General features: G+C 68.6%; 27 protein-coding genes and 1 pseudogene. 16 read left to right on the plus strand and 12 right to left on the minus strand.

Annotation, left to right across the window (positions count from 1 at the left end):
- Window positions 1–22 precede the first annotated feature (22 nt).
- Window positions 23–514: a M23 family metallopeptidase gene (locus tag K6T84_RS12025; protein ID WP_224861227.1), complete on the minus strand. Its 492-nt coding sequence runs from the start codon at window positions 512–514 to the stop codon at window positions 23–25.
- Between the two features lie 232 nt (window positions 515–746).
- On the opposite strand from K6T84_RS12025, the gene rpsB reads away from it, so the two are divergent.
- From rpsB to K6T84_RS12040, 3 genes are all read left to right on the plus strand, one after another.
- Window positions 747–1,577 (plus strand): 30S ribosomal protein S2, encoded by an 831-nt coding sequence (rpsB, locus tag K6T84_RS12030; protein ID WP_225400304.1) that lies wholly within the window; start codon window positions 747–749, stop codon window positions 1,575–1,577.
- A 16-nt stretch (window positions 1,578–1,593) separates the two neighbouring features.
- Window positions 1,594–2,409, plus strand: a complete 816-nt coding sequence (tsf, locus tag K6T84_RS12035; protein WP_224861223.1) for a translation elongation factor Ts — start codon at window positions 1,594–1,596, stop codon at window positions 2,407–2,409.
- Window positions 2,410–2,475: 66 nt separating this feature from the next.
- On the plus strand, window positions 2,476–3,882 hold the full coding sequence (locus K6T84_RS12040) for an amidase (protein WP_225400303.1): 1,407 nt from the start codon (window positions 2,476–2,478) through the stop codon (window positions 3,880–3,882).
- A 4-nt stretch (window positions 3,883–3,886) separates the two neighbouring features.
- Here the strand turns inward: K6T84_RS12040 and K6T84_RS12045 are convergent, their stop codons facing one another.
- Genes K6T84_RS12045 through K6T84_RS12080 form a run of 8 tightly spaced genes read right to left on the minus strand, consistent with a single transcriptional unit; the run spans window position 3,887 to window position 11,663 of the window.
- A complete protein-coding gene (locus K6T84_RS12045; protein ID WP_224861219.1) occupies window positions 3,887–4,306 on the minus strand; it encodes a MarR family winged helix-turn-helix transcriptional regulator in 420 nt (139 codons plus the stop codon).
- Window positions 4,307–4,343: 37 nt separating this feature from the next.
- Window positions 4,344–5,822, minus strand: coding sequence for a hydrogenase large subunit (locus K6T84_RS12050; RefSeq protein ID WP_225400302.1), 1,479 nt, complete (start codon window positions 5,820–5,822; stop codon window positions 4,344–4,346).
- Window positions 5,819–7,288 carry a proton-conducting transporter transmembrane domain-containing protein gene (locus tag K6T84_RS12055; RefSeq protein WP_224861215.1) on the minus strand — a complete coding sequence of 490 codons (1,470 nt, stop codon included), beginning with the start codon at window positions 7,286–7,288 and terminating at the stop codon, window positions 5,819–5,821. The genes K6T84_RS12050 and K6T84_RS12055 overlap by 4 nt, the downstream gene beginning before the upstream one ends.
- Window positions 7,288–7,959, minus strand: coding sequence for a hypothetical protein (locus K6T84_RS12060; protein ID WP_224861213.1), 672 nt, complete (start codon window positions 7,957–7,959; stop codon window positions 7,288–7,290). Before K6T84_RS12060 ends, K6T84_RS12055 begins: the two co-directional genes overlap by 1 nt.
- Window positions 7,956–8,909, minus strand: a complete 954-nt coding sequence (locus K6T84_RS12065) for a respiratory chain complex I subunit 1 family protein (protein ID WP_225402033.1) — start codon at window positions 8,907–8,909, stop codon at window positions 7,956–7,958. Before K6T84_RS12065 ends, K6T84_RS12060 begins: the two co-directional genes overlap by 4 nt.
- A 5-nt stretch (window positions 8,910–8,914) precedes the next feature.
- A complete protein-coding gene (locus K6T84_RS12070; protein WP_408066097.1) occupies window positions 8,915–10,870 on the minus strand; it encodes a proton-conducting transporter transmembrane domain-containing protein in 1,956 nt (651 codons plus the stop codon).
- A complete protein-coding gene (locus K6T84_RS12075) occupies window positions 10,867–11,337 on the minus strand; it encodes an NADH-quinone oxidoreductase subunit B family protein (RefSeq protein ID WP_224861211.1) in 471 nt (156 codons plus the stop codon). Before K6T84_RS12075 ends, K6T84_RS12070 begins: the two co-directional genes overlap by 4 nt.
- Window positions 11,334–11,663, minus strand: coding sequence for an ArsR/SmtB family transcription factor (locus K6T84_RS12080; protein ID WP_224861209.1), 330 nt, complete (start codon window positions 11,661–11,663; stop codon window positions 11,334–11,336). Before K6T84_RS12080 ends, K6T84_RS12075 begins: the two co-directional genes overlap by 4 nt.
- 205 nt (window positions 11,664–11,868) lie before the next feature.
- On the opposite strand from K6T84_RS12080, the gene pyrH reads away from it, so the two are divergent.
- The 4 genes from pyrH to rlmN are packed head-to-tail and all read left to right on the plus strand — an operon-like array spanning window position 11,869 to window position 15,177.
- Entirely contained in the window at window positions 11,869–12,612 is a 744-nt protein-coding gene (pyrH, locus tag K6T84_RS12085) for a UMP kinase (RefSeq protein WP_224861207.1), read from the plus strand.
- Between the two features lie 16 nt (window positions 12,613–12,628).
- A complete protein-coding gene (gene frr, locus K6T84_RS12090; protein ID WP_224861205.1) occupies window positions 12,629–13,186 on the plus strand; it encodes a ribosome recycling factor in 558 nt (185 codons plus the stop codon).
- Between the two features lie 24 nt (window positions 13,187–13,210).
- The gene (locus K6T84_RS12095) at window positions 13,211–14,068 is read left to right on the plus strand and encodes a phosphatidate cytidylyltransferase (protein WP_225400301.1); all 858 of its coding nucleotides are present in this window, start codon (window positions 13,211–13,213) and stop codon (window positions 14,066–14,068) included.
- Entirely contained in the window at window positions 14,065–15,177 is a 1,113-nt protein-coding gene (gene rlmN / locus K6T84_RS12100; RefSeq protein ID WP_225400300.1) for a dual-specificity RNA methyltransferase RlmN, read from the plus strand. Before K6T84_RS12095 ends, rlmN begins: the two co-directional genes overlap by 4 nt.
- Here the strand turns inward: rlmN and K6T84_RS12105 are convergent, their stop codons facing one another.
- Together K6T84_RS12105 and K6T84_RS12110 are read right to left on the minus strand one after the other, a co-directional pair.
- On the minus strand, window positions 15,178–15,432 hold the full coding sequence (locus K6T84_RS12105; RefSeq protein WP_224861199.1) for a DUF2631 domain-containing protein: 255 nt from the start codon (window positions 15,430–15,432) through the stop codon (window positions 15,178–15,180). It abuts the gene before it with no gap.
- A gap of 48 nt (window positions 15,433–15,480) precedes the next feature.
- On the minus strand, window positions 15,481–15,621 hold the full coding sequence (locus K6T84_RS12110; protein WP_225400299.1) for a hypothetical protein: 141 nt from the start codon (window positions 15,619–15,621) through the stop codon (window positions 15,481–15,483).
- Between the two features lie 77 nt (window positions 15,622–15,698).
- Here K6T84_RS12110 and dxr point away from each other — a divergent pair, with 77 nt between their 5' ends.
- The 9 genes from dxr to K6T84_RS12155 all read left to right on the plus strand — a co-directional run bounded on the left by dxr (window position 15,699) and on the right by K6T84_RS12155 (window position 25,955).
- Window positions 15,699–16,874, plus strand: a complete 1,176-nt coding sequence (gene dxr / locus K6T84_RS12115; RefSeq protein ID WP_225402031.1) for a 1-deoxy-D-xylulose-5-phosphate reductoisomerase — start codon at window positions 15,699–15,701, stop codon at window positions 16,872–16,874.
- Entirely contained in the window at window positions 16,871–18,088 is a 1,218-nt protein-coding gene (locus tag K6T84_RS12120; protein ID WP_225400298.1) for a M50 family metallopeptidase, read from the plus strand. The genes dxr and K6T84_RS12120 overlap by 4 nt, the downstream gene beginning before the upstream one ends.
- 13 nt (window positions 18,089–18,101) lie before the next feature.
- Complete coding sequence (gene ispG / locus K6T84_RS12125) at window positions 18,102–19,262, plus strand: flavodoxin-dependent (E)-4-hydroxy-3-methylbut-2-enyl-diphosphate synthase (RefSeq protein WP_224861196.1); 1,161 nt, start codon at window positions 18,102–18,104, stop codon at window positions 19,260–19,262.
- 6 nt (window positions 19,263–19,268) lie between these two features.
- Complete coding sequence (locus K6T84_RS12130) at window positions 19,269–20,120, plus strand: GNAT family N-acetyltransferase (protein WP_225400297.1); 852 nt, start codon at window positions 19,269–19,271, stop codon at window positions 20,118–20,120.
- Between the two features lie 88 nt (window positions 20,121–20,208).
- The gene (locus tag K6T84_RS12135) at window positions 20,209–22,029 is read left to right on the plus strand and encodes a penicillin-binding transpeptidase domain-containing protein (protein ID WP_224861192.1); all 1,821 of its coding nucleotides are present in this window, start codon (window positions 20,209–20,211) and stop codon (window positions 22,027–22,029) included.
- Window positions 22,030–22,065: 36 nt separating this feature from the next.
- Window positions 22,066–22,647, plus strand: coding sequence for a DUF1707 SHOCT-like domain-containing protein (locus K6T84_RS12140; protein ID WP_225400296.1), 582 nt, complete (start codon window positions 22,066–22,068; stop codon window positions 22,645–22,647).
- 22 nt (window positions 22,648–22,669) lie between these two features.
- Entirely contained in the window at window positions 22,670–23,527 is an 858-nt protein-coding gene (gene map / locus K6T84_RS12145) for a type I methionyl aminopeptidase (protein ID WP_225400295.1), read from the plus strand.
- Between the two features lie 78 nt (window positions 23,528–23,605).
- Window positions 23,606–24,169 (plus strand): alpha/beta fold hydrolase, encoded by a 564-nt coding sequence (locus K6T84_RS12150; RefSeq protein WP_224861186.1) that lies wholly within the window; start codon window positions 23,606–23,608, stop codon window positions 24,167–24,169.
- A gap of 46 nt (window positions 24,170–24,215) precedes the next feature.
- Entirely contained in the window at window positions 24,216–25,955 is a 1,740-nt protein-coding gene (locus K6T84_RS12155; protein ID WP_225400294.1) for an AMP-binding protein, read from the plus strand.
- A gap of 9 nt (window positions 25,956–25,964) precedes the next feature.
- On the opposite strand, the pseudogene K6T84_RS23940 reads toward K6T84_RS12155, so the two are convergent.
- Window positions 25,965–26,109, minus strand: a pseudogene (locus K6T84_RS23940) (HNH endonuclease signature motif containing protein); the annotation flags it as partial.

The following is a 26,109-nucleotide window of genomic DNA, read 5'->3' on the forward strand; positions in this document are numbered from 1 at the left end:
GGCCGGCGCAATCAGCATCACCTCACCCGCCCAGCGGCTTGAGTCGGACCGGCGTCGACGCCAGCAGCCCCAGCGGGTCGACGTAGTCCGCGTGTGACGCCGGGCCCCACATCGCGCCCCAGTGCAGGCAGGCCGCGGCGCCACAGCCGGGGTGTCCTGGCTCCACCGAGCCGATCATCGTGCCGGCCGAAACCCGCTGACCGGGCCGCACCACCGCCCGCACCGGCTCATAGCTGGTACGCAACCCGCCCGGATGAGCCAACGACACCACCGGCACTCCGCCGGCCGAACCGGCGAACACCACGGTCGCCTCGCCGGCGGCATACACCGGCTGGCCGGGCGTCCCGGCCAGGTCCACGCCCCGGTGGCCGCGCTGCCAATCGGGCCTCGGAGCGTCGAATCCCCGCGCCACCGCCGGTCGCGGGCGCAGCGGCCAGTCCAGCCGGAAATCGTCGGCGCCCGCCGTCGCAGCCGTGACCAGGGTCAACACCACCAGCACCGCGGTCCATCGCATCCGGCCAGTGGACCGCAGCGCCGGCGAATCCGGCCAGTCACCGCTGTGGACAAAGCACCAGCTCCCAGCGTGTAAACTCATCGGCGCAGTTCGCGTAAGCGGGCTGACTTCACGTGTCTGCACCACAACGTAGATGTCGGGTGGTCCCCAAGGGGTCCGGCATCACAGCAGACACCAGGGCCCGGCCTCACCCGACGCCGGGCGTCAACCGAAAAAAAGGAACCATGGACTCATGGCTGTTGTAACCATGAAGCAGCTGCTTGACAGCGGCGCTCACTTCGGGCATCAGACCCGACGCTGGAACCCCAAGATGAAGCGGTTCATCTTCACCGACCGCAACGGCATCTACATCATCGACCTGCAGCAGACGCTGACCTTCATCGACAAGGCCTACGAGTTCGTGAAGGAGACCGTCGCGCACGGCGGGTCCATCATGTTCGTCGGTACCAAGAAGCAGGCGCAGGAGTCGGTTGCCGAAGAGGCCACCCGGGTCGGGATGCCCTTCGTCAATCAGCGCTGGCTGGGCGGCATGCTCACCAACTTCTCCACCGTCCACAAGCGTCTGCAGCGCCTCAAGGAACTCGAGGCCATGGAGCAGACCGGTGGCTTCGAGGGACGCACCAAGAAGGAAATCTTGATGCTGACCCGCGAGAAGAACAAGCTGGAGCGCAGCCTCGGCGGTATCCGCGACATGGCCAAGGTGCCCTCGGCCATCTGGGTCGTCGACACCAACAAGGAGCACCTCGCCGTCGCGGAGGCTCGCAAGCTGAACATCCCGATCATCGCGATCCTGGACACCAACTGCGACCCCGACCTGGTCGACTACCCGATCCCGGGTAACGACGACGCCATCCGCTCGGCAGCGCTGCTGACCAAGGTGATCGCCTCCGCGGTCGCCGAGGGCCTGCAGGCCCGGGCCGGTGCCGGCGCTGGCGCGGGCAAGGCCGAGGCCGAGGCCGTCGAGCCGCTGGCCGAATGGGAGCAGGAGCTGCTCGCCGGTGCCACCGCTTCGGCGCCCGACGCCGCAGCCGGCACCGACACCCCCACCACCGACGCATCGTAGGAAAGGCAACACAACAGTGGCGAACTACACCGCTGCCGACGTAAAGCGGCTTCGGGAGCTCACCGGCGCAGGCATGTTGGACTGCAAGAACGCGCTGAGCGAGAGTGACGGCGACTTCGACAAGGCCGTCGAGGTGCTCCGTATCAAAGGTGCCAAGGACGTCGGCAAGCGCGCCGAGCGTGCCACCGCCGAAGGTCTGGTGGCCGCCAAGGACGGCGCGCTGATCGAGATCAACTCCGAGACGGACTTCGTCGCCAAAAACGACGAGTTCAAGGCGTTGGCCGACGAGATCGTGGCGGTGGCCGCCGCCGGCAAGATCGGCGACCTCGACGCGCTGAAGGCCGCCAAAGCCGGCAGCGGCACCGTCGAAGAGGCCATCGCGGCACTGTCGGCCAAGATCGGCGAGAAGCTCGAACTGCGCCGGGTCGCCTACTTCGGCGGCACCGTGGAGACCTACCTGCACAAGCGGGCATCCGACCTGCCGCCGGCGGTGGGTGTGCTGGTGGAGTACACCGGCTCCAGCACCGAGGCGGCTCATGCCGTGGCGCTGCAGATCGCCGCGCTCAAGGCTCGCTACCTCACCCGCGACGACGTGCCCGCCGACCTGGTGGCCAACGAGCGCCGCATCGCCGAGGAGACGGCCAAGGAGGAGGGCAAGCCCGAGGCTGCCCTGCCCAAGATCGTCGAGGGCCGGGTCACCGGTTTCTTCAAGGACGTCGTGCTGCTGGAGCAGTCGTCGGTGTCCGACTCGAAGAAGAGCGTCAAGGCGCTGCTCGACGAGGCCGGCGTGACCGTGACCCGCTTCGCGCGGTTCGAGGTCGGCCAGGCCTGAGTGATTTCGGCGCGGTTATCGTCGCTCAGCGCACATAACCGCGCCGAAATCGCATAGTTTCTAGGCATGCGACATGTGCACGCTTTCGGTGACGACGCGCTCGGCGACTCCGACACGGTCGGCCTCGTCGAAAGACTCCGATCAGGCGATGTGTCGCCCGCCGAGGTCGTCGACGCCGCGATCGCCCGCACCGAAGCGGTCAACCCTGAGCTGAACGGGCTGGCCTACCGGGCGTTCGATCGCGCCCGGGCCGAAGCGGCCGCACCCCGCCCCGGCTTCTTCTCCGGGGTGCCCACATTCGTCAAGGACAACGTGGCCGTCGCCGGGATGCCCACCATGCAGGGCACCGACGCGTGGCAGCCGCATCCGGCCGCCGCCGACGGTGACTTCGCGCGGACGTATCTGGGCACCGGGCTGATCCCGCTGGGTAAGACGCAGTTGAGCGAGTTCGGGTTCAGCGCCTCCGCGGAGCATCCGCGATTGGGGGCGGTGCGCAATCCATGGAACACCGACCACACCGCCGGGGCGTCGTCGTCGGGGTCGGCGGCGTTCGTGGCGGCCGGGGTAGTGCCGATCGCGCACGCCAACGACGGCGGCGGGTCCATCCGAATTCCCGCCGCCTGCAACGGACTTGTCGGTCTCAAGCCGTCTCGGGGCCGGTTGCCGCTGGACAAGGACCTGCGGGCCATGCCGGTGCGCATCGTCTACAACGGGGTCGTGACCCGCTCGGTGCGCGACACCGCCGCCTTCTTCCGGGAGGCCGAACGTATCTGGCCCAGCTCCAAGTTGCCTGCGATCGGTGACATCCGGGAGCCGGGACGCCGGCGCCTGCGGGTCGCCGTCATCACCGCGTCGCTCAAACGTGAGACGTCGGCGGAGATGCGCGAGCTGACACTCAAGACCGCCGCGCTGCTCGAAGAACTGGGCCACCGTGTCGAATATCTGGACAGTGCACCGGTTCCGGCGCATTTCGTCGACGACTTCCTGCTCTACTGGGCGTTCTTGGCCACCGCGCTGGTTCGGGGTGGACGGCGGATGTTCGGCCCCACGTTCGACCGCACCAGGTTGGACAACCTGACGCTGGGTCTGGATCGCCACGCCACCCGCCACCTCTACCGGCTGCCGTTGGCGGTGGCTCGGCTGGCGGCTGTGCGTCGCCGGCACACGTCGAGGTTGTACGGCGACTACGACGCGGTGCTCACCCCGACGCTGGCGCACGAAACACCGCGGATCGGTCACCTGGACCCGACGGCCGACTATGAGCAGATCATCGACCGGCTGATGGACTGGGTGGCGTTCACCCCGCTGCAGAACGTCTCCGGGGAGCCGGCGATCTCGTTGCCGCTGGCCGAATCTGCCGCTGGACTGCCGGTCGGGATGATGTTCAGCGCCCCGCTGGGGGCCGACGCCCGGCTGCTGGAGTTGGCCTACGAGCTGGAGGCGGCCAAACCCTGGCGTGTCATCCGGGCCTGAGCCGTCACTGCACGCCGATCCGTTCCAGCATCAGCCGCAGCTGATGCTGCTCATCTGCACTCAGGACGGACAGCACGCGGCGGTCGGCGATCCGCACCTCGTCCTCGGCCCGCTTGAGCAGCTCGCGCCCGGACTCGGTCAGCGTTGCCGGCAGAGAGCGCCCCGACGACACGGTTTCGGGTCTGGCCACCGCACCTCGGTTCTGGAGCCGGTGCAGCACGGTGTTCATGGCCTGCGGGGTGACGCTGGTGTGTCGCGCCAACTCGGCACTGGACAGTCCGGGGAACACCGAAAGCACACGCATGCAGACGAATTCGGGAAGTGTCAGTCCCAGCGGTGTGAGTGCCGCGGTCGCGTGCGGGCGCAGCGCGGAATTCACCCGGTACAGCAGATATCCCAGCGGAGCGTCGTCCACAGCACCCATATCAAATATCCTGACATACCGCACACCGGTGTGCGCGCTATAGGTCGTTCCCGGCGTAGGACAGGTTGAAGCTCTTATTGGTCAGCGGGAAGTCCGGAACGATGGTGTCGGTCATGGACATCGGCAGGGCCGGCCAGTTGAACCAGGACGGGTCGACGATCTTGGCGCGGGTGAAGGTGCCCTCGGCGCCGATCTCCACCCGGTGCACGATGCTGCCGCGCCAGCCCTCGGCGATACCGACGCCGCTGACGGCGCGAGTCGTGGCGGGCAGTTCCACGCCCGCCTCGATGGGGCCGCGGTGTTCGCCGATCAGTCTGCGGCACAACGCCACCGATGCCACGAACTCGTCGCGGCGCACGGTGTAGCGTGCCAGCACGTCACCGGCTGTCTCGCCCACCTCGTGGATCGGCAACTCGGTGGTGGGATGGTCCAGCCGCGCGTCGGTGACGATGCCGCTGGCGCGCGCCACATAGCCCAGCGTGCCCAATGCCTCGGCGTCCTGACGGCTCAACACCGATGTGGTGGTGAACCGGTCGTAGATCACCGAGTTGCCCAGGGTCAGCTCGGCGATCTCGGCGACGTCGTCGGCCAGCTCCTGCAGCCGCACCGGATCCGGAAGTGCTTGCAGTGCAACACCCCCGGGGCAGATCGCCCCGCGAAGCAGGCGGTGCCCGGTCACCTGCGCGTTGATTCGCAGGAGTTGTTCGCGGACGTGCTGGGCGTGCGCGTTGGCCAAGCCGAAGCCGACATCGTTGGCCAGGGCGCCCATATCTGCGACGTGGTTGTAGAGCCGCTCGAGTTCGACCAGCAGTGTCCGCAGCCGGTGCACTTCGTCGGGTAGTTCGACGCCGAGCGCGTCTTCGACGGCCAGGGCGTGTGCCAGCGCATGACCGGCGGAGGTGTCACCACTGATCCGTTCGGCCAGATCGACCGCCGCGCCGGCCGGCCGGTCGTGAAACAGCCGCTCGATTCCGCGGTGCACGAACCACAGTCGTGCCTTGAGCCGCAGCACCGATTCACCGACCACCGAGAAGCGGAAGTGGCCCGGTTCGATCAGACCGGCGTGCACCGGCCCGACCGGGATCTCGTAGACGCCGGCCCCCTCTACGTTCAAGAACGGGAACCGTCCCGCCGCAGCGAATTCCGGGGGCCGACCGGCATCGGTGCGCATCGGGTGCCAGTTCTGCGGCCAGTGCGCGTGCCGCACCAGGCGACGTGGCTGCGGATGGCCCACCGGGGTGATCCCGTACAGGTCCATCATCTCGCGCTCGAAGCGACTGGCGGGGAACGACAGTTCGGCCAGCGTCGGGACTTTCGGCTGTTCGGCGGGCACGGTCAGGGTCAACTCGGTGCGGCGATCCGGGCGGCCCGCGAGGAACAGGTACACCACCCGCAGGCTGTCGCCGTCGTCATGGGCCGCCACCAGGGCCAACCGGAACCCGTCGGCCAGCAGGGCCGCGGCGGCACCGGTCAGCTCGGCCTCGGAGACCGACTGTTCGTGCGTGAGCGGACTCATCTGTGTGCCCCGAGTTGGCCTGCGGCGGTTGCGAACAGGTCGGAGAGCGGGCCGGCGGTCACACCCAGGGCGATTGAGACCAGCAGGCCGGTGACCAGTGCTGCGGCGACCGTCAGCGGCACCCGGATCGCCGGAGCGTCGGAGCTCGGTGAGCCCAGCAGGATCCGTCCCGAGTTGCGGACCAGCGCGGCGAACGCCACCACCAGCGCCGTCAGTGCCAGGCCCAGCGCCCATGTCAACCGGGTGTCGACCAGCGAGATCGCGATCGCCAGTTCACTGGCGAACATCGCGAACGGCGGCAATCCGAGCAGCACCACCATCCCGACCGCGAACGCGCCACCGACCAGTCGTGATCGGCGCAGCACCGCGGTGATCTCGCCGATCGCCGTCGAATCATGGGCGGCCTGCAGCTGCCCGCCGGCCAGGAACAGCACCGTCTTGCCGACGCCGTGGGCCAGGATGTGCAGCAGCAGTGCAGCGATCGCCAGACCGGTTCCTGCCGCGGCGGCGACCGCCATCAGGCCCATGGTCTCCATCGATGAGTAGGCCAGCATCCGTTTGAGATCGCCTGTCACGGTCAGCAGCAGCGCGGCGATGAACAACGTGGTCAACCCGGCGCCCAGCAACGCGGTCCGCAGAAAGCCGGGGCCCACCGCGACATCGATGATCGGCTTGATCCGGATGATCACTGAGAACGCGACCGACAGCAGCACGCCGCTCATCAACGCCGACACCGGGGCGGGTGCCTGGCTGTGCGCGTCGGCCAGCCAGGTGTGAAACGGCGCCAGGCCCATCTTGGCGCCGTAGCCGATCAGCAACAGGGCACCGGCCAGCCGGGTGACCGCCGGGTCCAGGGCGGCGGCGTGCGCGGCCAGGATGTCGAGGTGCAGCGCATCTTCCGGGCCCGCGCCGGCGTGGCGCGCGGCGAAGTGCAGCAGCACAGTGCCCAGGAACGCGATGGTGATTCCCACCGAGCACACCATCACGTACTTCCAGGTGGCCTCCAGGGCGGCCCGGCTGCGATGGTGGCCGACCAGGAACGCGGTGACCACCGTGGTGGCTTCTACCGCGATCCAAACCACACCGATGTTGTTGGCCGACACCGCAAGAGCCATCGCTGCCAGGAACGCCGGGGTGAGGATTCCGTACAGCCGGGCGCCGCGCGCATCGGTGTGCCCGTGTACCAGCTCGGCGTCGAGGTAACCGATGCTCGCCCAGGTGGCCAGGCTGCCCACCACCCCGATGACGATCAGCATGGTCGCCGACAGCGCGTCGGCGCGCAGCAGGCCGGACAAGCCCAGGTAAACCTGGTCGTCGACCCGAAGCCCCAGGGCCACACCGCATCCGAGGATGGCCAGCGCCGAGGCCAGCGTGATGATGGCGCTGATCCGGCGCCACCCGACCGCTAGGCAGAACAGTGACGCCGCAACGGGCGCCAGCAGCGAGAGCAGGATCACCGGTGTCATCAGTCCCGCAACTCCCGCAGCAGGTCCAGGTCCACGCCACCGAAGGCGTTGCGCAGTTGTCCGGTGAGCACGCCGAGCACGATCAAAACGAACAGCACATCCAGCGACGCGCCGAGTTCGACGATCAGCGGGACACCGGCGGTCAGCAGGAACGCCGTGGCGGCGATTCCGTTGTCCAGCATGAGCAGTCCGACCGCCTGCGAGATGGCGTTGCGGCGGGTCGCCATCATGAACAGCGCGATCAGCACTGTTGCGATGGCCGCCGGGGCGGCGTTGGTTGCGGTACTGGGCGCCAGCGCGATCACCGGCTGGGTGATGGTGAACGCCGCGACCACCAGAGCGGTGACCACCAGCAGCGACGCGCCGTTGCTGACCAGGGGAGCGGCCTCGCGGCGCTCTTTGCGTTCGGCGCCCAGTGCCCGGGCCAGCAGCCACGGCAGTAGGACCGCGCGCACGGCCAGCACCGCAATCCCGACCATGACCAGGGCCTGATCCTGGTCGTGCACACCGCGAATCATCGGGATGGCGGCCAGCGCCAGGCCTTGGGCGACCAGCAGTCGGCGCACGATCGCCGACAGGTCCCGGCGCCAGACGGCCAACACGGCGGCCAGCAGCACCCCGCCGGCGGCCAGATCCAGCATGTTGACGTAGTCGATCCAAGCGTCGTTCATCCGGCGCCTCCCGAGAAGAAGTTCGCCGCGGTGACGGCCAGCAACGCCAACAGGAATGAGCCGGCAAGCAGTTCGGGTACCCGGAACAGCCGCAGTTTGGCGAGGAACACCTCGGCGCCGGCCAGCGCGACGGCCAGCACCGCCACCTTGATCGCGATCGCGCCCGCGCCCAGGAACACCTCGAGCAGGCCCGGGTCGGTGCCGGCGATGCCCCACGGCACGAACAGGTTCGCCAGCAGTGCGAGCAGCACCGTCAACCGCATGCCGGCCGCCCACTCGACCAGGGCCAGTTTGGGGCCGGCGTATTCCAACACCATCGCCTCGTGCACCATCGTCAGCTCCAGGTGGGTGGACGGGTTGTCCACCGGCAGCCGGCCGGTCTCGGCGACGATCACGATCACCAGGGCGACGAACGCCAGGGCGCTGGCCAGCGAAATGACCTGTCCCGGATGCTCGATCGTGTCGGCGACGATGGCGCCCAGGTTGGCCGAACCCGCCGGAACCGAGCACGCGAATACCGCCAGCAGGATGGTCGGTTCGACCAGTGCGGCGATGGTGATCTCCCGGCTGGCGCCCATGCCGCCGAACGCCGTCGCGGTGTCGATCCCGGCCAGGGTGAGTGCCACCGTGCCCAGGAACAGCAGACCCACCACGGTGACCAGATCGGCGACCGGATCCAGCGGCGAGCCGGCGGCCACCAGCGGTGCGGTCGCGACGATCACCAGTGTGGTGGCCGCCAACGCGGCCGGGGCCGCGGCGAACACCCAGGTGGTGCCCAGCGGCTTGAGCACCTGCTTGCCCAGCAGCTTGCGGGTGTCGCGCCACGGCTGCAGCACTCCCGCGCCGACGCGGCCCTCGGCTCGGGCCCGGACCTGGCGCATCAGTCCGATCACCAGCGGGGCACCGAGGATGACACCGGCGACCTGCACGAAACCGGCCAGGTAGGCCATCGCGTTCATCGCGCCACCAACAGGGCGATCAGCACACCGACGGCGCCGTAGGCCAGATAAAGGTGCACGCTTCCGGTGTGGGCGCGGCGGACCAACTGCGCTGCCGCGGCGATGCTGCGCAGCACCGGCGCGTACCAGCGGTCCTCAATGACATCGGCGACGCGTGCTCGATAGGCGATCCGCTCCACCACGTAGGTCGAGCTCGCCTGGCGGGTCACCTCGACGTCGGTATCGGTGCGTAACACGTCGTCGAAGACCTGCTGAAGGGGCTGGGCGAAAGACGTTGCGGTGTACTGCATGCGGTGTGTCAGGTCGTCGGCGCCGCAGGCCCACAGCGGCACCGTCGCCGGCGCGGGACGCCGTCCCGAACGCCAGCGCGAACCGACCAGGACCAGTGCCGCGGCGGCGGCTACCGCGCCCGCCAGTAGGCCGGGCGACATCGATACGGGCAGACCCGGAATGCGCAGCACCAGTCCGAGCGTCGGGGCGTTCCCGGCGACCGGCAGGGTGTCGAGCGCCCGGTTGATCATGGGCGCAACCGCACCCGGGGCCAAGGCCAGCACCAGGCAGGCCAGCGCCGGCAGCGTCATCCCCGCGATCATCGTGCGGGGCGCCTCGCGCGCGGCCGCCGCGGCATCCGAGCGCGGGCGTGCCAGGAAGCCGATCCCGAACGCCTTCACCATGGCGGCCACCCCCAACCCTGCGGTCAGGGCGACCGCCGCCACCGCCAGCGGTGTCAGCAGCGCGATCGTGGCGTCGTGGTCGGGCTGGGCGTGCATCAGCGACTGGATCAACAGCCACTCGCCGGCGAAGCCCGCACCCAGCGGCAGCCCGGCGGCGCCGAGCGCGGCAAAACCGAAAAACGCTGTGGTGACCGGCATCCGGCGAGCCAGGCCGCCGAGCCGGTCCAGATCGCGCAATCCGGTGGCGGTCAGCACCGACCCGGCGGCGAAGAAACCGAGGCTCTTGAACGCACTGTGGGCGATCAGGTGCAGCAACGCCGCAGTCATGGCGACAGCCGCCGCCTGGCGGGATCCCGAGCCCGACAGCAACATCGCTGTGCCTAGTGCCAGGGTGATCAGCCCGATGTTCTCGGTCGTCGAATAGGCAAGCAGTCTTTTGAGATCGGTTGCCACCGATGCCTGCAGCACCCCGTACACCGCGGACACGCCTCCGACGATCAGGAGTGTCAAGGCCCACCACCGCGGGCCGGGGCCCAACAGCTGCAGGTCGATACGGATGATCCCGTAGATGCCGAGGTTCACCATGGCACCGGACAGCAACGCCGAGATCGGACTCGGCGCCTCCGGATGTGCCCGGGGCAACCACGCGTGCAACGGCAGCAGACCGGCCTTGGAGCCGAAACCGATCAGCGTCAACACGAAGACCGTGTTACGCGCGCCGTCGGGCAGCACGCCGATTCCCGCGAAGTCATCGCCGGCAGTGGCCGCCAGCACCACCATTCCCAGCATCAGCGTCACGAAGCCCAACTGCGTCATCACCGCGTAGACCAGGGCGGCTGAGCGCACCTCGCTGCGCTGCTGGTCGGTGAGCACCAACACCAGTGAGGTCAACGCCATCAGTTCCCACGCGAACAGGAACGTGGTGACCGACCCGGCCGCCGGAACCGCCAGCAGGGCGAGCACGAACAGGGGCAGTGTCACCAGCGGGACAGTGCCGAACTTCTCGTGGCGCGCATAGCCGATCCAGTACAGTCCGGCCGCGACGGCCACCGCGCCGGTCAGCACCATGAAGAATCCGCCGACCGGCTCTACGCGCAGCTGCATACCCAGCAGGGGGATAAGCCATCCGATCCGGACCGCCGGTAGGGCGCCGGCCAACCCCGCCAGGCCCACGCCGATGCCGGCCGCGCCGATCCCGGCCGTCACCGCACCGCTGAGCAGCGCTGCCAGCGCGTTGCGGCGCAACGATTCCGGGGGAGCCGGCGTCGGTGTGCTCACTTGCCGGTGACCGACCGTAGTGCGGCGAGTATCTGCTCCGGCGTCGGTGGGCAGCCGGCGATCTCCACGTCGACGGGAACGACATCGCCGACGGCGCCGACGGTTCCGTACGCCTGGGCGAACACCCCCCGGTTGAGTGCGCAGTCGCCGCAGGCGATGATCCGGCGTGGCTGCGGGGTGGCCTCGACGGTGTTGCGCAGCGGCTCGGCCATGTTGCGGGTGACCACCCCGGTGACCAGCAGCGCGTCGGCGTGCCGGGGTGATGCGACGAGCCGGGCGCCGAATCGTTCGGCGTCATAGACCGGGCCGAAAGCCCCGGCGATCTCGATCTCGCAGCCGTTGCATGATCCGGCGTCGACATGACGGATCTGTACCGAACCGCGCGTCATCGCCGCCGCGCCGTCGGGCCGGTCCTCGGCCGGTTCGGTGATGCGGCCGAGGGTGAAGATCCGTCTGAGCCAGCTCATCGCTGGGTCTGCAAGTCGTCGAGGATCGCGGCCTGTTCGGTGAGCAGACCGGCCAGCGCCTTGCGGGCCACTGTCATCAGTTCGCCGATCACCGGTGAGGCGATCGAGTAGATCACCGTGTTGCCGTCCTTGGTGGCCGTCACGACACCGGCCCGCCGCAGGACGCCCAGTTGCTGGGACAGGTTGGAGGCTTCCAGCCCGATCTCGCCCAGCAACTCGGCGACGGTGCGGTCGCGCTCGGCCAGGAGTTCCAGGACCCGGATCCGGGCCGGGTGGCCAAGCGTCTTGAAAAACTCAGCCTTCACCTGGTGTAGCGAGTTCGGCACGGACCGACCCTAGCAAAGAGTTCATCAATTGAAAATAGTTTCATAAGCGAAAGGGGTTGGTCGTTCGAGGTGGATATTGGAAAGCGGTCACCCCCGCAACGGTTTGACCAGCCCGATAGGGCAGGATGGGACGTGCCGTCGCGGATGATTTTCGCGATGGCGCCCTCATGCGCGGACCCCGAGGAGCCAGATGACGGAGCCCCAGATGACGGAGCCGACTCCCGACCGACCCAAGGCCGACCGCCCCCATTACTCCCGGGTGCTGCTCAAGCTGGGTGGCGAGATGTTCGGCGGCGGCCAGGTGGGCCTCGACCCCGACGTCGTCGCACAGGTCGCCCGACAGATCGCCGAAGTTGTGCGCGACGGGGTGCAGGTGGCCGTCGTGATCGGCGGCGGGAACTTCTTCCGCGGCGCCCAGCTGCAGGAGCGCGGCATGGAGCGGATGCGCTCGGACTACATGGGCATGCTCGGCACCGTGATGAACAGTCTTGCGCTGCAAGATTTCCTGGTGAAGGAAGGTATCGACACCCGCGTCCAGACCGCGATCACCATGGGCCAGGTCGCCGAACCGTACATTCCGCTGCGCGCCAAGCGGCACCTGGAGAAGGGCCGGGTGGTGATCTTCGGTGCCGGTATGGGGCTGCCGTACTTCTCCACCGACACCACCGCGGCTCAGCGAGCGCTGGAGATCGGCGCGCAGGTGGTGCTGATGGCCAAAGCCGTCGACGGCATCTTCACCGCGGACCCACGAGTCGAACCGGACGCCGAACTGCTCACCTCGATCAGCCACCGCCAGGTCATCGACCGCGGGCTCAAGGTGGCCGATGCCACCGCGTTCAGCCTGTGCATGGACAATGGCATGCCGATCCTGGTGTTCAACCTGCTGACAGACGGCAATATCGCGCGGGCGGTCGCCGGTGAGAAGATCGGGACACTGGTCACCACCTAAAAGGGGAGAGGCGCACATGATCGACGAGGCTCTCTTCGATGCCGAAGAGAAGATGGAGAAGGCCGTGGCGGTGGCCCGCGACGACCTGGCGACCATCCGCACCGGCCGGGCCAACCCGGGGATGTTCTCCCGGATCGCCATCGACTACTACGGCGCGATGACGCCCATCACCCAGCTGTGCAGCATCAACGTTCCCGAAGCCCGGATGGTGGTGATCAAGCCCTACGAGGCCTCGCAGTTGGGACCCATCGAGACGGCGATCCGAAACTCGGACCTGGGCCTGAACCCCAGCAACGACGGTTCGCTGATCCGGGTGGCGGTGCCCCAGCTCACCGAGGAGCGGCGCCGGGAACTGGTCAAGCAGGCCAAGGGCAAGGGCGAGGACGCCAAGGTCGCGGTACGCAACATTCGCCGCAAGGCGATGGAGGAGCTGCACCGCATCCGCAAGGACGGCGACGCCGGTGAGGACGAGGTCGGCCGGGCCGAGAAGGACCTCGACAAGTCCACCCAGCAGTACGTGACCCAGATCGACGACCTGGTCAAGCACAAAGAGGGCGAGCTGCTGGAGGTCTGACGGCCTTCGAGCAGCAGAATTGAAGTGGCAGACAAGCCTTCCGGCACCGACGCCGGACAGAAGCATTCGCGAGCGGGACGCAACCTTCCCGCCGCGATCGCGGTCGGAGTTCTGCTCGGCGGCACGCTGGTCTACACCCTGTTGTTCGCCCCGCGCTTCTGGGTGCTGATTCTGGCGGTGGCCACCCCGATCGCCACCCATGAGATCGTTCGACGTCTGAGGGAGGCCGGCTACGACGTGCCGTTCATCCCGCTGGCGCTCGGCGGCCAGGCGATGCTGTGGCTGTCGTTGCCGTTCGGGGCCAGGGGAGTACTAGGCGCGTTCGGTGCCACGGTGGTGATCTCGATGATGTGGCGGTTGGTGGGCCGGGGGCTGAACCATGCCCCGGTGAACTACCTGCGCGACATGTCGGCAACGGTGATGATCGCGGTCTGGGTGCCGCTGTGCATGAGTTTCGCCGCGCTGCTGGTCTTCCGCGACGACGGGCCCGGCCGAGTGTTGTGCCTGTTGTTCCCGGTGGTCTTCTCCGACATCGGCGGGTACGCCGTCGGCGTGCTGTTCGGCAAGCACCCGATGGCGCCGGCGATCAGCCCGAAGAAGTCGTGGGAGGGCTTCGGCGGATCATTGGTGCTCGGTATTGCCGCGGCGGTGTTCGCGGTGACCGTGTTCCTCGGCCGGCCGTGGTGGGTGGGGCTGCCGCTGGGGCTGCTGCTGGTGTTCACCGGCGTGTTCGGTGACCTGATCGAGTCCCAGGTCAAACGCGACCTGGGCATCAAGGACATGGGCCGGCTACTGCCCGGCCACGGCGGGCTCATGGACCGGCTCGATGCGCTGCTGCCGGCGGCCGTGATGACCTGGATCGTGCTGACCGTGCTGCCGTGACCAAGCAACAGTTGGTGTTCACCGCGCCGCGGCGGGCATTGCCGCCGCGGCACCTGGCCGACCTCGACGCCGACGGTGTGGTGGCCGCGGTCGCCGAGCTGGAGTTGCCGGCATTCCGTGCCAAGCAGCTGGCGAACCAGTATTACGGCCGGCTGATCGCCGACCCGCAGCAGATGACCGACCTGCCCGCCGCCGTGCGCTCGGCGGTGGCCGAAGCGCTGTTTCCGACGCTGCTGACCGCAGCCAGCGAGATCGAATGCGACGCCGGTGAGACGCGCAAGACGCTGTGGCGGGCGCATGACCACACCAAGTTCGAGTCGGTGCTGATGCGCTATCCCAAGCGCAACACCGTCTGCATCTCCTCGCAGGCCGGCTGCGGCATGGCGTGTCCGTTCTGCGCGACCGGCCAGGCCGGGCTGACCCGCAACCTGTCCACCGCCGAGATCCTCGAGCAGGTGCGGGCGGCCGCGGTGGAGTTGCGGGATCGCGACGGTGCTCGATCTTCGGGGGACCGTCTGTCCAACATCGTGTTCATGGGCATGGGGGAGCCGCTGGCCAACTACGCGCGGGTGGTGGCGGCGGTGCGGCGCATCACCGAGGCGCCGCCGAACGGCTTCGGCATCTCGGCGCGGTCGGTGACGGTGTCCACGGTCGGGCTGGCCCCGGCGATCCGCAAGCTCGCCGACGAGCGCCTCGGGGTGACGCTGGCGCTGTCGCTGCACACTCCCGACGACGAGTTGCGTGACACGCTGGTTCCGGTCAACAACCGGTGGAAGGTCTCCGAAGCGCTCGATGCCGCCCGGTACTACGCCGACGTGACAGGCCGGCGGGTTTCGGTGGAATACGCGCTGATCCGCGACGTCAACGACCAGCCGTGGCGGGCGGATCTGTTGGGCCGCAAGCTGCACAAGGCGTTGGGGCAGCTGGTGCACGTCAACCTGATTCCGCTCAACCCCACGCCGGGCAGCGACTGGGACGCCAGCCCCAAGCCGGTGGAGCGGGAGTTCGTCCGCCGGGTGCGGGCCCAGGGCGTGGAATGCACGGTGCGAGACACCCGTGGGCGTGAGATCGCGGCCGCATGTGGGCAGTTGGCGGCCGAAAGCGAGTAGTTAGCGCAGCCAGCCGCGCTTGCGGCCGATCATGTCGCGCAGCACCACGACCAGCGACAGCACCGCGAACGCCAGCAGGAAGTAGTCCTCGACGTGGCCGACGTGGTTGCCGCGCAGCATCAGCAGCAGGAAGCCGACGATGCCCAGGCCGGCGAGATGCCAGGTGCGGTGGTTGATCTCGCTCCAGCCCCATCCCACGGACGGAACATCGGCGGGGTCAAGCCCGGTGTGACGCTCCACCTCGGTACCGGCCACTTCGACTCCTTAGGTTCGCAGCAAGTTCGCATCATTCTGGCATACCGATCAGATCTCGAATGTCCGGTAGGCGGCGGGGCCGACGATGGCGGCCGGGCTCTCTGGCGTCCACTTCTGGTCGCCGTCGAGGAACATCCGTGCGGCGGCCTCGCAGATCGCCAGGAACAAGACATCGGCGATGATCAGCACCGGCCACGCGACGATCTCCCCGAGGAGGCTCGCTGGTGAACAACGCCGCGGGATTCGGGCACAATGATCAGGTGAGTGTGTCGCCGGCGCGCCGGACCAAAGTGCTGCTGCTGGGGTCGACCGGCTCGATCGGAACCCAGGCGTTGCAGGTCATCGCCGCGAATCCGGATCGCTTCGAGGTGGTCGGCCTGGCTGCCGGCGGCGGCAACGCGGCGCTGCTGGCCGCCCAGCGCGCCGAGACCGGGGTCACCAACATCGCCGTCGCCGACGTGCAGGCCGGCGAAGCGCTCGAGGCCCCGTATCGCGGTCCGGACGCTGTCACCCGCTTGGTGGAGGACACCGACGCCGACGTAGTCCTCAACGCCCTGGTCGGGGCGCTGGGTTTGCGGCCCACCCTGGCCGCACTGGAGACCGGGGCCCGGCTGGCGCTGGCCAACAAGGAATCCCTGATCGCCGGGGGGCCGCTGGTGCTGGCCGCCGCCGAGCCGGGCCAGATCGTGCCGGTGGACTCCGAGCACTCGGCGATCGCCCAGTGCCTGCGCTCCGGAACGCCCGACGAGGTCGCCAGGATCGTGCTGACCGCCTCGGGCGGGCCGTTCCGCGGCTGGAGCGCCGCGGACCTGCAGCACGTCACACCCGAGCAGGCCGGAGCTCATCCGACCTGGTCGATGGGCCCGATGAACACCCTGAACTCGGCATCGCTGGTGAACAAGGGCCTCGAGCTCATCGAAACCCACCTGCTGTTCGCCGTCCCCTACGACCGCATCGACGTCGTGGTACATCCCCAGTCGATCGTGCACTCCATGGTCACCTTCACCGACGGATCGACGATCGCCCAGGCCAGCCCGCCCGACATGCGGCTGCCGATCGCGCTGGCGCTGGGGTGGCCGGCCCGGGTGCCCGGCGCGGCCGCGGCCTGCGATTTCACCACCGCCTCGACTTGGGAGTTCGAGCCGCTGGACAACCGGGTTTTCCCCGCGGTGGATCTGGCCCGGCGCGCCGGGGAGACCGGTGGGTGCATGACCGCGGTCTACAACGCTGCCAACGAAGAGGCAGCAGAAGCGTTCCTTGCTGGCCGGATCGGCTTCCCGGCGATCGTCGACACCATCGCTGGTGTGCTGGACGCCGCGGACCAATGGGCTGCACAACCCGCTACCGTGGACGAGGTACTCGATGCGCAGCGTTGGGCCCGCGAACGGGCGGCACGCGCCATCGATGCCACAGTTACGAGAAAGGTCGGAAGCTCCCGATGATGTTCGCGGTCGGCATCGCGTTGTTCGCGCTGGCCATCCTGGTGTCGGTGGCACTGCATGAATGCGGCCACATGTGGGTGGCCCGGGCCACCGGCATGAAGGTGCGCCGCTATTTCGTCGGGTTCGGCACCACGCTGTGGTCGACGCGCCGCGGCGAGACCGAGTACGGCCTCAAGGCGATCCCCGCCGGCGGGTTCTGCGACATCGCCGGGATGACCTCGGTGGAGGAACTGGAGCCCGACGAGGTCGAGCGCGCCATGTACAAGCAGAAGACCTGGAAACGGGTGGCGGTGCTGGCGGCCGGCCCCGGCATGAACTTCATCATCGGCCTGGTGCTGGTCTACGTGATCGGGGTGATCTGGGGCCTGCCGAACCTGCACGCTCCGACCACCGCCGTCATCGGCGAAACAGCTTGTGTGGCACCGGAAGTCGTCAAGGGAGAACTGGGAACCTGCACGGGTCCCGGCCCGGCGGCCCAAGCCGGCATCCAGGCCGGCGACGTCGTCGTCAAGGTCGGCGACATCCCGGTATCGACCTTCGCCGAGATGGCCGCCGCAGTGCGCAAGCAACACGGCGTTACCCCGATCGTCGTCGAACGCGACGGCACCACGCTGACCCGCAACGTCGACGTGACCCCGACCCAGCGCTGGATCGCCGACGGAGGCGACGGCGCGGCGGTTCCCAGCACGGTCGGCGCGATAGGTGTGGGAGCCGCCCAGTTCGGGCCCACCAGGTACAACCCGATCACCGCGATTCCGGCCACCTTCACCTTCAGCGGTGACCTGTCGGGATTGCTGGTCAAGTCCCTGGCCAATATTCCGTCCAAGGTCGGTGCGCTGGTGCACGCCATCGGCAATCCGAGCGGCCCGCGCGACCCCGAGACACCGATCAGCGTGGTCGGGGCCTCGATCATCGGTGGCGACACCGTCGATCACGGAGTGTGGGTGGCGTTCTGGTTCTTCCTGGCGCAGCTGAACTTCATCCTCGGTGTGCTGAACCTGGTGCCGCTGCTGCCGTTCGACGGCGGACACATCGCGATCGCGCTGTATGAGAAGCTGCGCAACTTCGTCCGGTCGGCGCGCGGGAAGGTAGCCGCGGCGCCGGTCAACTACATGAAGCTGATGCCGGCCACTTACGTAGTCTTGGTGGTGGTCGTCGGCTACATGTTATTGACGGTGACCGCGGACCTGGTCAACCCCATCCGGCTGTTCTGATAGGAGCGCACCCATGAGCGTCGGCCTCGGTATGCCGAAACCGCCGGCGCCCACGCTGGCACCGCGCCGCAAGACGCGCCAGCTGATGGTCGGCGGTGTCGGAGTTGGCAGTGATCACCCGATCTCGGTGCAGTCGATGTGCACCACCAAGACTCACGACATCGACGCCACCCTGCAACAGATCGCAGCGCTGACCACCGCCGGCTGCAACATCGTGCGGGTGGCCTGCCCGCGCCAGGAGGACGCCGACGCGCTGGCGACCATCGCCCGCAAGAGCAAGCTCCCGGTGATCGCCGACATCCACTTCCAGCCCAAGTACATCTTCGCGGCCATCGACGCCGGATGTGCTGCGGTGCGGGTCAATCCGGGCAACATCAAGGAGTTCGACGGCCGGGTCGGCGAGGTCGCCAAGGCCGCCGGAGCCGCCGGCATCCCGATCCGCATCGGTGTCAACGCCGGATCGCTGGACAGTCGTTTTCTGAAGAAGTACGGCAAGGCCACCCCGGAGGCGCTGGTGGAGTCGGCGCTGTGGGAAGCGTCGCTGTTCGAGGAGCACGGCTTCGGCGACATCAAGATCAGCGTCAAGCACAACGACCCGGTCGTGATGGTGGCCGCCTACGAGCAGCTCGCCGAGCAGTGCGACTACCCGCTGCACCTCGGCGTCACCGAGGCCGGTCCGGAGTTTCAGGGCACCATCAAGTCCGCCGTGGCGTTCGGCGCGCTGCTGAGCCGGGGCATCGGTGACACCATCCGGGTGTCGCTGTCGGCGCCGCCGGTGCAGGAGGTCAAGGTCGGCAACCAGATTCTGGAGTCGCTCAACCTGCGGCCGCGGGGGCTGGAGATCGTCTCGTGTCCGTCGTGCGGGCGGGCCCAGGTCGACGTCTACAAGCTGGCGAACGAGGTGACCGCCGGGCTGGAGGGGCTTGACGTCCCGCTGCGGGTAGCGGTGATGGGCTGCGTGGTCAACGGGCCTGGTGAGGCTCGTGAAGCGGACCTGGGTGTGGCCTCTGGCAATGGCAAGGGACAGATCTTCGTCAAGGGCCAGGTGATCAAAACCGTGCCGGAGGCGCAGATCGTCGAGACGCTGATCGAAGAGGCACTGCGGCTGGCGGCCGAGATGGGCGCGACGGGTGAGGGAACTTCCGACGGTGCGCCCACCATCACCGTAAGCTGAGACACTATGTCGGCTCCGCCGGAACTCCGCATCGAGCAGCGACGGGTTTCGGTCGTCCGAGATGCCGCGGCGGTCTGGCGCGTGCTCGACGCCGATCCGGTCGGCTCCTGCATGGTCGCCGCTCGGGTGGCAGACCACGGCGTCGACCCCCGATCGATCGGCGGAGAACTGTGGACTCGCGGCGGCGTCGACGAATCCCTTTGTTACGCAGGGCCGAACATGATTCCGCTGCGCGGGTCGCCGGCTGATCTGACTGCTTTCGCCGATCAGGCGGTGAGCTCCATCCGACGCTGCTCGTCGCTGGTCGGACGGGCCGAACTGGTGTTGCCGATGTGGCAGCGGCTGGCTGATGTCTGGGGCCCGGCCCGCGACGTTCGCGAGAGCCAACCGTTGATGGCGCTGCGCACCATGCCCGCCTGTTCGCTGGACCCCGAGGTTCGCCAGGTGCGCCCGGACGAACTCGACGCCTACCTGGTGGCTGCCGTCGACATGTTCATCGGCGAGGTAGGGGTGGATCCGCGAGCCGGCGACGGCGGCCGGACCTATCGTCGGCGGGTGGCAAACCTGATCGCGGCCGGACGGGCGTGGGCGCGCTTCGAACGCGGCAAGGTGATCTTCAAAGCCGAGGTGGGCGCGCAGTCCCCGACGGTGGGCCAGATCCAGGGTGTCTGGGTGCATCCGGAGCGGCGCGGGCAGGGGCTGGGCACCGGTGGCACCGCGATGCTGGCCGCGGTGATCGTCGGCACCGGCCGGATCGCCAGCCTCTACGTCAACGACTTCAACGAGGTGGCCCGGGCAACCTATGAGCGGGTCGGCTTCATCGAGACCGGCACTTTCGCGACGGTCCTGCTGGACTGACGTCCCGGCGCGGGTCACCGCACCATCACGATTGGATCTCGGCGTGCCTCCGTCGTTGCCGACAATCCAGCTCTTAACATCAGCCTCAATGACAACATCAACCTCATTTGTCACACGCGTCACGGGTGTGTTCACCGTAGTGCTGACCGTGGCCGGCTTGGCAGCATGCACCCCCCGGCCCGAGGGCCCCGGTCCCGTCGCCGAGCAGTTCTTCGCCGCGCTGGCTACCGGCGACACCGGGGCGGCCGCCGAACTCAGCGACGATCCCGCCGCCGCCCGCAGCGCCCTCAACGCGGCCTGGGCGGGTCTGCAGGCCGAACACCTCGACGCGCAGGTGCTCGGCTCCCGCTACAACGACGACACCGGCACGGTGTCCTACCGCTACAACTGGCAGCTGCCGAAGAACCGGACCTGGTCCTACGACGGTCAGCTCAAGATGGTGCGCAACGAGGGGCACTGGGCGGTCCGCTGGACGGCCACCGGCCTGCACCCGCGACTCGGTGAGCACCAGACCTTCGCGCTGCGGGCCGACCCGCCGCGACGCGCCTCGGTCAACGAGGTGGGCGGCACCGACGTACTGGTTCCCGGCTACGTCTACCACTACCAACTCGACGCCGGCCGGGCCGGACGCAACCTGGTGCGCACGGCACGCGCGGTGATCGATGCGCTCCGGCCGTTCGACGACGCCCTGGGCGACCCGCAGCGGCTCGCCGAGCAGGCCAGCTCCTCGGTGACTCCGCTGGACCTGATCACGCTGCGCAAGAGCGACCACGACCGCGTCGAACCCGCCATCGGACGGCTCCCGGGCGTCGTGGTCTCCCCGCGGGCGGACCTGCTGCCCACCGACGACCAGTTCGCGCCGATGCTCATCGGCGAGGTCAAGAAGGCCGTGTCGGCGCAGCTCGACGGCGAAGCCGGCTGGCGCGTGGCCAGTGTCAACCAGAACGGCGTCGACGTGGCCGTGCTCAACGAGGTCGAGCCGTCGCCGGCGCCGTCGGTGACGATCAGCCTCGACCGGGCGGTACAGCGTGCCGCCCAGAACGCGGTCAACACCCGCGGCGACAAGGCGATGATGGTGGTGATCAAGCCGTCGACCGGCGAACTGCTGGCGGTCGCCCAGAGCGCCGCCGCCGACGCCGACGGACTGGTGGCCACCACCGGCCTGTACCCGCCCGGCTCCACATTCAAGATGGTCACCGCCGGCGCGGCGATCGAACGCGACATGGTGACGCCGAACTCGATGGTCGGCTGCCCCGGCGAACTCGACATCGGCCAGCGCACCATCCCCAACTACGGCGGATTCGACCTCGGCCTGGTGTCGATGTCGCGGGCGTTCGCCAACTCGTGCAACACCACGTTCGCCGAACTGGCCAGCCGGATGCCGCCCCGGGCGCTGTCGCAGGCCGCCACCCGCTACGGGATCGGGGTCGACTACCTGGTGGATGGCATCACCACGGTCACCGGTTCGGTACCGCCGACCGTCGACCTGGCCGAACGCACCGAGGACGGATTCGGTCAGGGCAAGGTTCTGGCCAGCCCGTTCGGGGTCGCGCTGGCAGCGGCGACGGTGGCCGCCGGCACGACGCCGGTACCCCGGTTGCTGGAGGGCCGGCCGACGGTGGTCAACGGCCCGCCAGCTCCTCCAGTCAGCCGGGAGATGCTCGACGGCCTACGCGAGATGATGCGTCTGGTGGTGACCGACGGCACCGCGCGGGCCCTGGCGGACTGCGGGCCGGTGTTCGGCAAGACCGGGGAGGCCGAGTTCAGCGGCGGCTCGCATTCCTGGTTCGCCGGCTACCGAGGCGACATGGCGTTCGCCGCCCTGATCGTCGGCGGCGGCAGCTCGGAGTATGCGGTCCGGATGACCAAGGTCATGTTCGACTCACTGCCGGACAACTTCCTGCTCTGAGGCGCTTAACCGCCGGTACCGGTAAGTTGGGTTGCCATGACGGGGCTCGATGACGATGTGCTGGCCGCGCTGCGCGTCTCGGATGCGGACCGCAACGGCACCCTTCGCCGGCTGCACAACGCCGTCTCCCTCGGATTGATCGACATCGGCGAATTCGAGGAGCGAGCCGCGCAGGTGTCGCAGGCCAGGATGCGCGCGGAACTCGACACGCTGATCGGCGATCTGCCGGGGCCGCGTGCCATCGTCACCTCAGCGGCCGACCGAGTGGAACTGCGCGGCTGGGCGGGCTCGCTCAAACGTCACGGCGAATGGATCGTGCCGACCCGGTTGTCGCTGGTGCGTCGCCTCGGCTCGGTCGACCTCGACCTGACCAGGGCGCGTTTCGCCGGGCCGGTCGTGGTCATCGAGCTCGACATGCGACTCGGGTCGGTCGGGATCCGGCTGCCCGACGGCGCCAGCGCCTCGATCGACGACGTGGAGGTCTACGGCGGCAGCGCCAAGGACCGCCGCAAGGCCGCCCCCGCCGAGGGCAATCCGCATGTGGTGTTGACCGGGCGGGTGGTGTGCGGGTCGGTGGACATCCGAGGCCCTCGGCGTCAGCTGCGCTGGCGGCGCTGATCAGCTCCGTTAAGCTGGCGTAATGCCCGCTCGTGCCGCACTTTCCCCCGGCGTGGTGTCGCCGACACTCCCGGTGCCGAAGTCGATTCCGCGCCCCGAATACGTCGGACGGTCGACGGCCGCCGAAGGCAGCGAACCGTGGGTGCAGACGCCCGAGGTGATCGAGAGGATGCGGGTGGCCGGCCGGATCGCGGCGGGGGCTCTGGCCGAGGCGGGCAAGGCTGTGGCGCCCGGTGTGACCACCGACGCGCTCGACCGCATCGCGCACGAGTACATGGTCGACCACGGCGCCTACCCGTCCACGCTGGGCTACAAAGGGTTTCCCAAGTCGTGCTGCACCTCGCTGAACGAGGTCATCTGCCACGGCATCCCCGACTCCACCGTGATCGCCGACGGCGACATCGTCAACATCGACGTCACCGCCTACATCGACGGCGTGCACGGCGACACCAACGCCACCTTCCTGGCCGGCGATGTCGCCGAGGAGCACCGCCTGCTGGTCGAGCGCACCCGGGAAGCCACCGAACGGGCCATCAAAGCGGTCAAGCCCGGGCGGGCCCTGTCGGTGGTCGGCCGGGTCATCGAGGCGTACGCGAATCGGTTCGGCTACAGCGTGGTGCGCGACTTCACCGGCCACGGCATCGGTGAGACTTTCCACAACGGGCTGGTGGTCCTGCACTATGACCAGCCCGCGGTGGACACCATCATCGAACCCGGGATGACGTTCACCATCGAACCGATGATCAACCTCGGGGGCCTGGACTACGAGATCTGGGACGACGACTGGACGGTGGTCACCTCTGATGGACGCTGGACCGCGCAGTTCGAGCACACCCTGCTGGTGACCGCCGACGGAGCCGAGATCCTTACCCTGGTGTGATCGGCCGTTGGCTGCCCTGCCCCTGCGGGCCTCGCAAAACCCACACCGTGCGGCTCCGCTGCCGGTACCGTTGCGCAGATGCCTGGCACGATGATGACCATTGACGGGTTTCCGATCCCGGTCGATGTCAACGGCCCGCAGAACGGGCCCGTCATTGTCGTGCTCGCGGCGTCCCAACATCCGCTCACCGCCTATGACGCGGTCTGCCAGCGCCTGCACACCGCCACCATGCGCACCATCGTGATCGGCGCGGACCCGCGGTTGACGCCGAAGTCTGTGGTGGGAATTCTCGATTCGCTGGGCGTGCAGTGCGGCGTGCTGGTGGGTGATCGAAGCGGCGCGGACAACGCCTGGGAGCTGGCCGCCACCCGCCCGGACCGGTTCACCGGCCTGGTGGTGCTGGATCGCGGGCATCCGCGGGCACCCGACCTGAGCGGGGTGATCCAAGACGATCGCTGCCCGCCGGTGGAGATCAACACCACCGTGCTGGTCAGTTCACGGGCCACCGCTACGGTGGCCGAAGCCAGTCAGCCGTTCATCTACGGCGAACACCGGCTGGTGGTGTTGCCGGGGCGGCGCACCGCCAGTGAGTTCACCGCGCAACTCGCGATGGAGATCGTGCTGCGGGCCAGCACCTGGTAGGCGGCTCTCGGGGAGAGAGCCATCCGACACTGATGGGGGAAATGCCATGCTGTCATGGGGGAGATCGATTCCGGGGCTGCTGCGGGAACGAGCCGAGCAATGGCCGGATCGGCCGGCGTTCACCTTTGTCGACTACGACCTCGACCCGTCCGGCTACGCCGAGACGCTGACCTGGTCGCAGATCTCCTGCCGCACCGATGCGGTGGCCGCCGAGGTAGCCGCGGTCGCCTCGCCCGGTGACAGGATCGCGCTGCTGGCGCCGCAGGGCCTGGAGTACATCGCGGCGTTCTTCGGTGCGATGGAGGCAGGCTGCATCGTGGTGCCGCTGCCGGTACCGCTGTTCGGCAGCCGCGACGAGCGGGTGACCGCGGCACTGAAGGACTGTGCCCCGACGGCCGTGCTCACCACATCGACTGTGGCCGGGGACATTCAGGCCTGTCTCGCTGCCGCCGGCGGCCACCGGCCGGCGATCATCGAGGTCGATCTGCTCGACCTCGACTCACCCTCGGGCTGGGACCACCCGGGTGCCGTCACCACCAAGACGGCGCTGCTGCAGTACACCTCGGGCTCGACCGGCTCGCCGAGGGGCGTGGTGGTCTCGCACGGCAACGTGTTCGCCAACATCGAGCAGGTGATGGCGGACTACTTCGGCGGCGACGGGGGAGCGCCACCGCCGGAGACGACACTGGTGTCCTGGCTGCCCTTCTACCACGACATGGGCCTGCTGCTCGGCGTGATGGGCGCGGTCACCCTGGGACGCCATTCGGTGCTGATGACCCCGATCGCGTTCCTGCAGAAGCCGGCCCGGTGGATGCAGCAGCTGGCGATGAACTCCTCGGCGTTCACTGCCGGGCCGAACTTCGCCTTCGAGCTGACCGCGCGCCGCACCGCCGACGACGACCTGGCCGGACTCGACCTGGGCGGGGTGCACACCATCCTGTCGGGAAGTGAGCGCATCCACGCCGCGACAATCCGTCGCTTCACCGAACGGTTCGCCCGCTTCAATCTGCCCGCCAACGCCCTGGCACCGTCCTATGGGCTGGCCGAGGCTATGGTCTACGTCTGCTCGGCGCCGCGCACCAACCGTCCGGTGGCCGTGCGGCTGGACTACGAGAAGCTGGTGGCCGGTGTGGCAGAGCCCGCGCCGGTGGGTGCCGACCTGGTCAGCATCGGCGCCCCGCGGGCCTGCACAGTGCGCATCGTCGACCCCGAGGCGCGCATCGAATGCCCGGACGGTCAGGTCGGAGAGATCTGGGTGCACGGGGACAACGTCGCCGGCGGTTACTGGCACAACCCCGAGGCCACCGAACGGGCCTTCGGTGGGCGGCTTGATGAGCCGACCGCCGGCACGCCGGCTGCACCGTGGCTGCGAACCGGCGATCTCGGCGTGATCCACGACGGCGAGCTGTTGGTTGTGGGGCGGATCAAGGACCTGTTGATCGTCGACGGGCGAAACCACTACCCGGACGACATCGAGGCCACCGTGCAGGAGATCACCGGGGGCCGCGTCGCGGCGATCCCGGTCACCACCGACGGCCGGGAACAGCTGGTCATTGTCGCCGAACTCAAGGCCCGGGGCAGCGCCGACGAGCAGGCGCGGCGGATGGCGACCCTGAAACGCGATGTGGCGGCTGCGGTTTCACGCGCGCACGGGTTGCGGGTCTCCGACCTGATGTTGGTGGCGCCGGGTTCGTTGCCGATCACCACCAGCGGCAAGATCCGCCGGTCGACATGCGCGGACTCTTACCGGTCCGAACAGTTCCAGCGGCTGGAACTCGTCGGCTGACGCACCCGGCTACGGACCTTCATCGTCGTCGGTCTCTCGTAGCAGTTTCTCGGGGTGATGGAACGTGTTCGTCCTAGGTTGGCCGTGGTCGAGGTGGGCTGGGGGCAGGGTTTCGGTGATGCCGTTGTGGCGTTTGCGGGTTTGCCAGCCGTGG

This window comes from Mycobacterium zoologicum, from assembly GCF_020181635.2.
In the GTDB taxonomy this organism is placed as follows: domain Bacteria; phylum Actinomycetota; class Actinomycetes; order Mycobacteriales; family Mycobacteriaceae; genus Mycobacterium; species Mycobacterium zoologicum.

Bases quoted from the DNA above. Each gene is read 5' to 3' on its own strand.
- K6T84_RS12060 (WP_224861213.1), bottom strand. From the start codon at position 7,959: ATGAACGACGCTTGGATCGACTACGTCAACATGCTGGATCTGGCCGCC.
- rpsB (WP_225400304.1), top strand. From the start codon at position 747: ATGGCTGTTGTAACCATGAAGCAGCTGCTTGACAGCGGCGCTCACTTC.
- K6T84_RS12065 (WP_225402033.1), bottom strand. From the start codon at position 8,909: ATGGCCTACCTGGCCGGTTTCGTGCAGGTCGCCGGTGTCATCCTCGGT.
- K6T84_RS12025 (WP_224861227.1), bottom strand. From the start codon at position 514: ATGCGATGGACCGCGGTGCTGGTGGTGTTGACCCTGGTCACGGCTGCG.
- map (WP_225400295.1), top strand. From the start codon at position 22,670: ATGCCCGCTCGTGCCGCACTTTCCCCCGGCGTGGTGTCGCCGACACTC.
- pyrH (WP_224861207.1), top strand. From the start codon at position 11,869: ATGACGGAGCCGACTCCCGACCGACCCAAGGCCGACCGCCCCCATTAC.
- K6T84_RS12045 (WP_224861219.1), bottom strand. From the start codon at position 4,306: ATGGGTGCTGTGGACGACGCTCCGCTGGGATATCTGCTGTACCGGGTG.
- K6T84_RS12055 (WP_224861215.1), bottom strand. From the start codon at position 7,288: ATGACACCGGTGATCCTGCTCTCGCTGCTGGCGCCCGTTGCGGCGTCA.
- K6T84_RS12040 (WP_225400303.1), top strand. From the start codon at position 2,476: ATGCGACATGTGCACGCTTTCGGTGACGACGCGCTCGGCGACTCCGAC.
- K6T84_RS12140 (WP_225400296.1), top strand. From the start codon at position 22,066: ATGACGGGGCTCGATGACGATGTGCTGGCCGCGCTGCGCGTCTCGGAT.
- K6T84_RS12130 (WP_225400297.1), top strand. From the start codon at position 19,269: ATGTCGGCTCCGCCGGAACTCCGCATCGAGCAGCGACGGGTTTCGGTC.
- K6T84_RS12150 (WP_224861186.1), top strand. From the start codon at position 23,606: ATGCCTGGCACGATGATGACCATTGACGGGTTTCCGATCCCGGTCGAT.
- ispG (WP_224861196.1), top strand. From the start codon at position 18,102: ATGAGCGTCGGCCTCGGTATGCCGAAACCGCCGGCGCCCACGCTGGCA.
- K6T84_RS12120 (WP_225400298.1), top strand. From the start codon at position 16,871: ATGATGTTCGCGGTCGGCATCGCGTTGTTCGCGCTGGCCATCCTGGTG.
- K6T84_RS12135 (WP_224861192.1), top strand. From the start codon at position 20,209: ATGACAACATCAACCTCATTTGTCACACGCGTCACGGGTGTGTTCACC.
- K6T84_RS12075 (WP_224861211.1), bottom strand. From the start codon at position 11,337: ATGAGCTGGCTCAGACGGATCTTCACCCTCGGCCGCATCACCGAACCG.
- frr (WP_224861205.1), top strand. From the start codon at position 12,629: ATGATCGACGAGGCTCTCTTCGATGCCGAAGAGAAGATGGAGAAGGCC.
- K6T84_RS12155 (WP_225400294.1), top strand. From the start codon at position 24,216: ATGCTGTCATGGGGGAGATCGATTCCGGGGCTGCTGCGGGAACGAGCC.
- K6T84_RS12050 (WP_225400302.1), bottom strand. From the start codon at position 5,822: ATGAGTCCGCTCACGCACGAACAGTCGGTCTCCGAGGCCGAGCTGACC.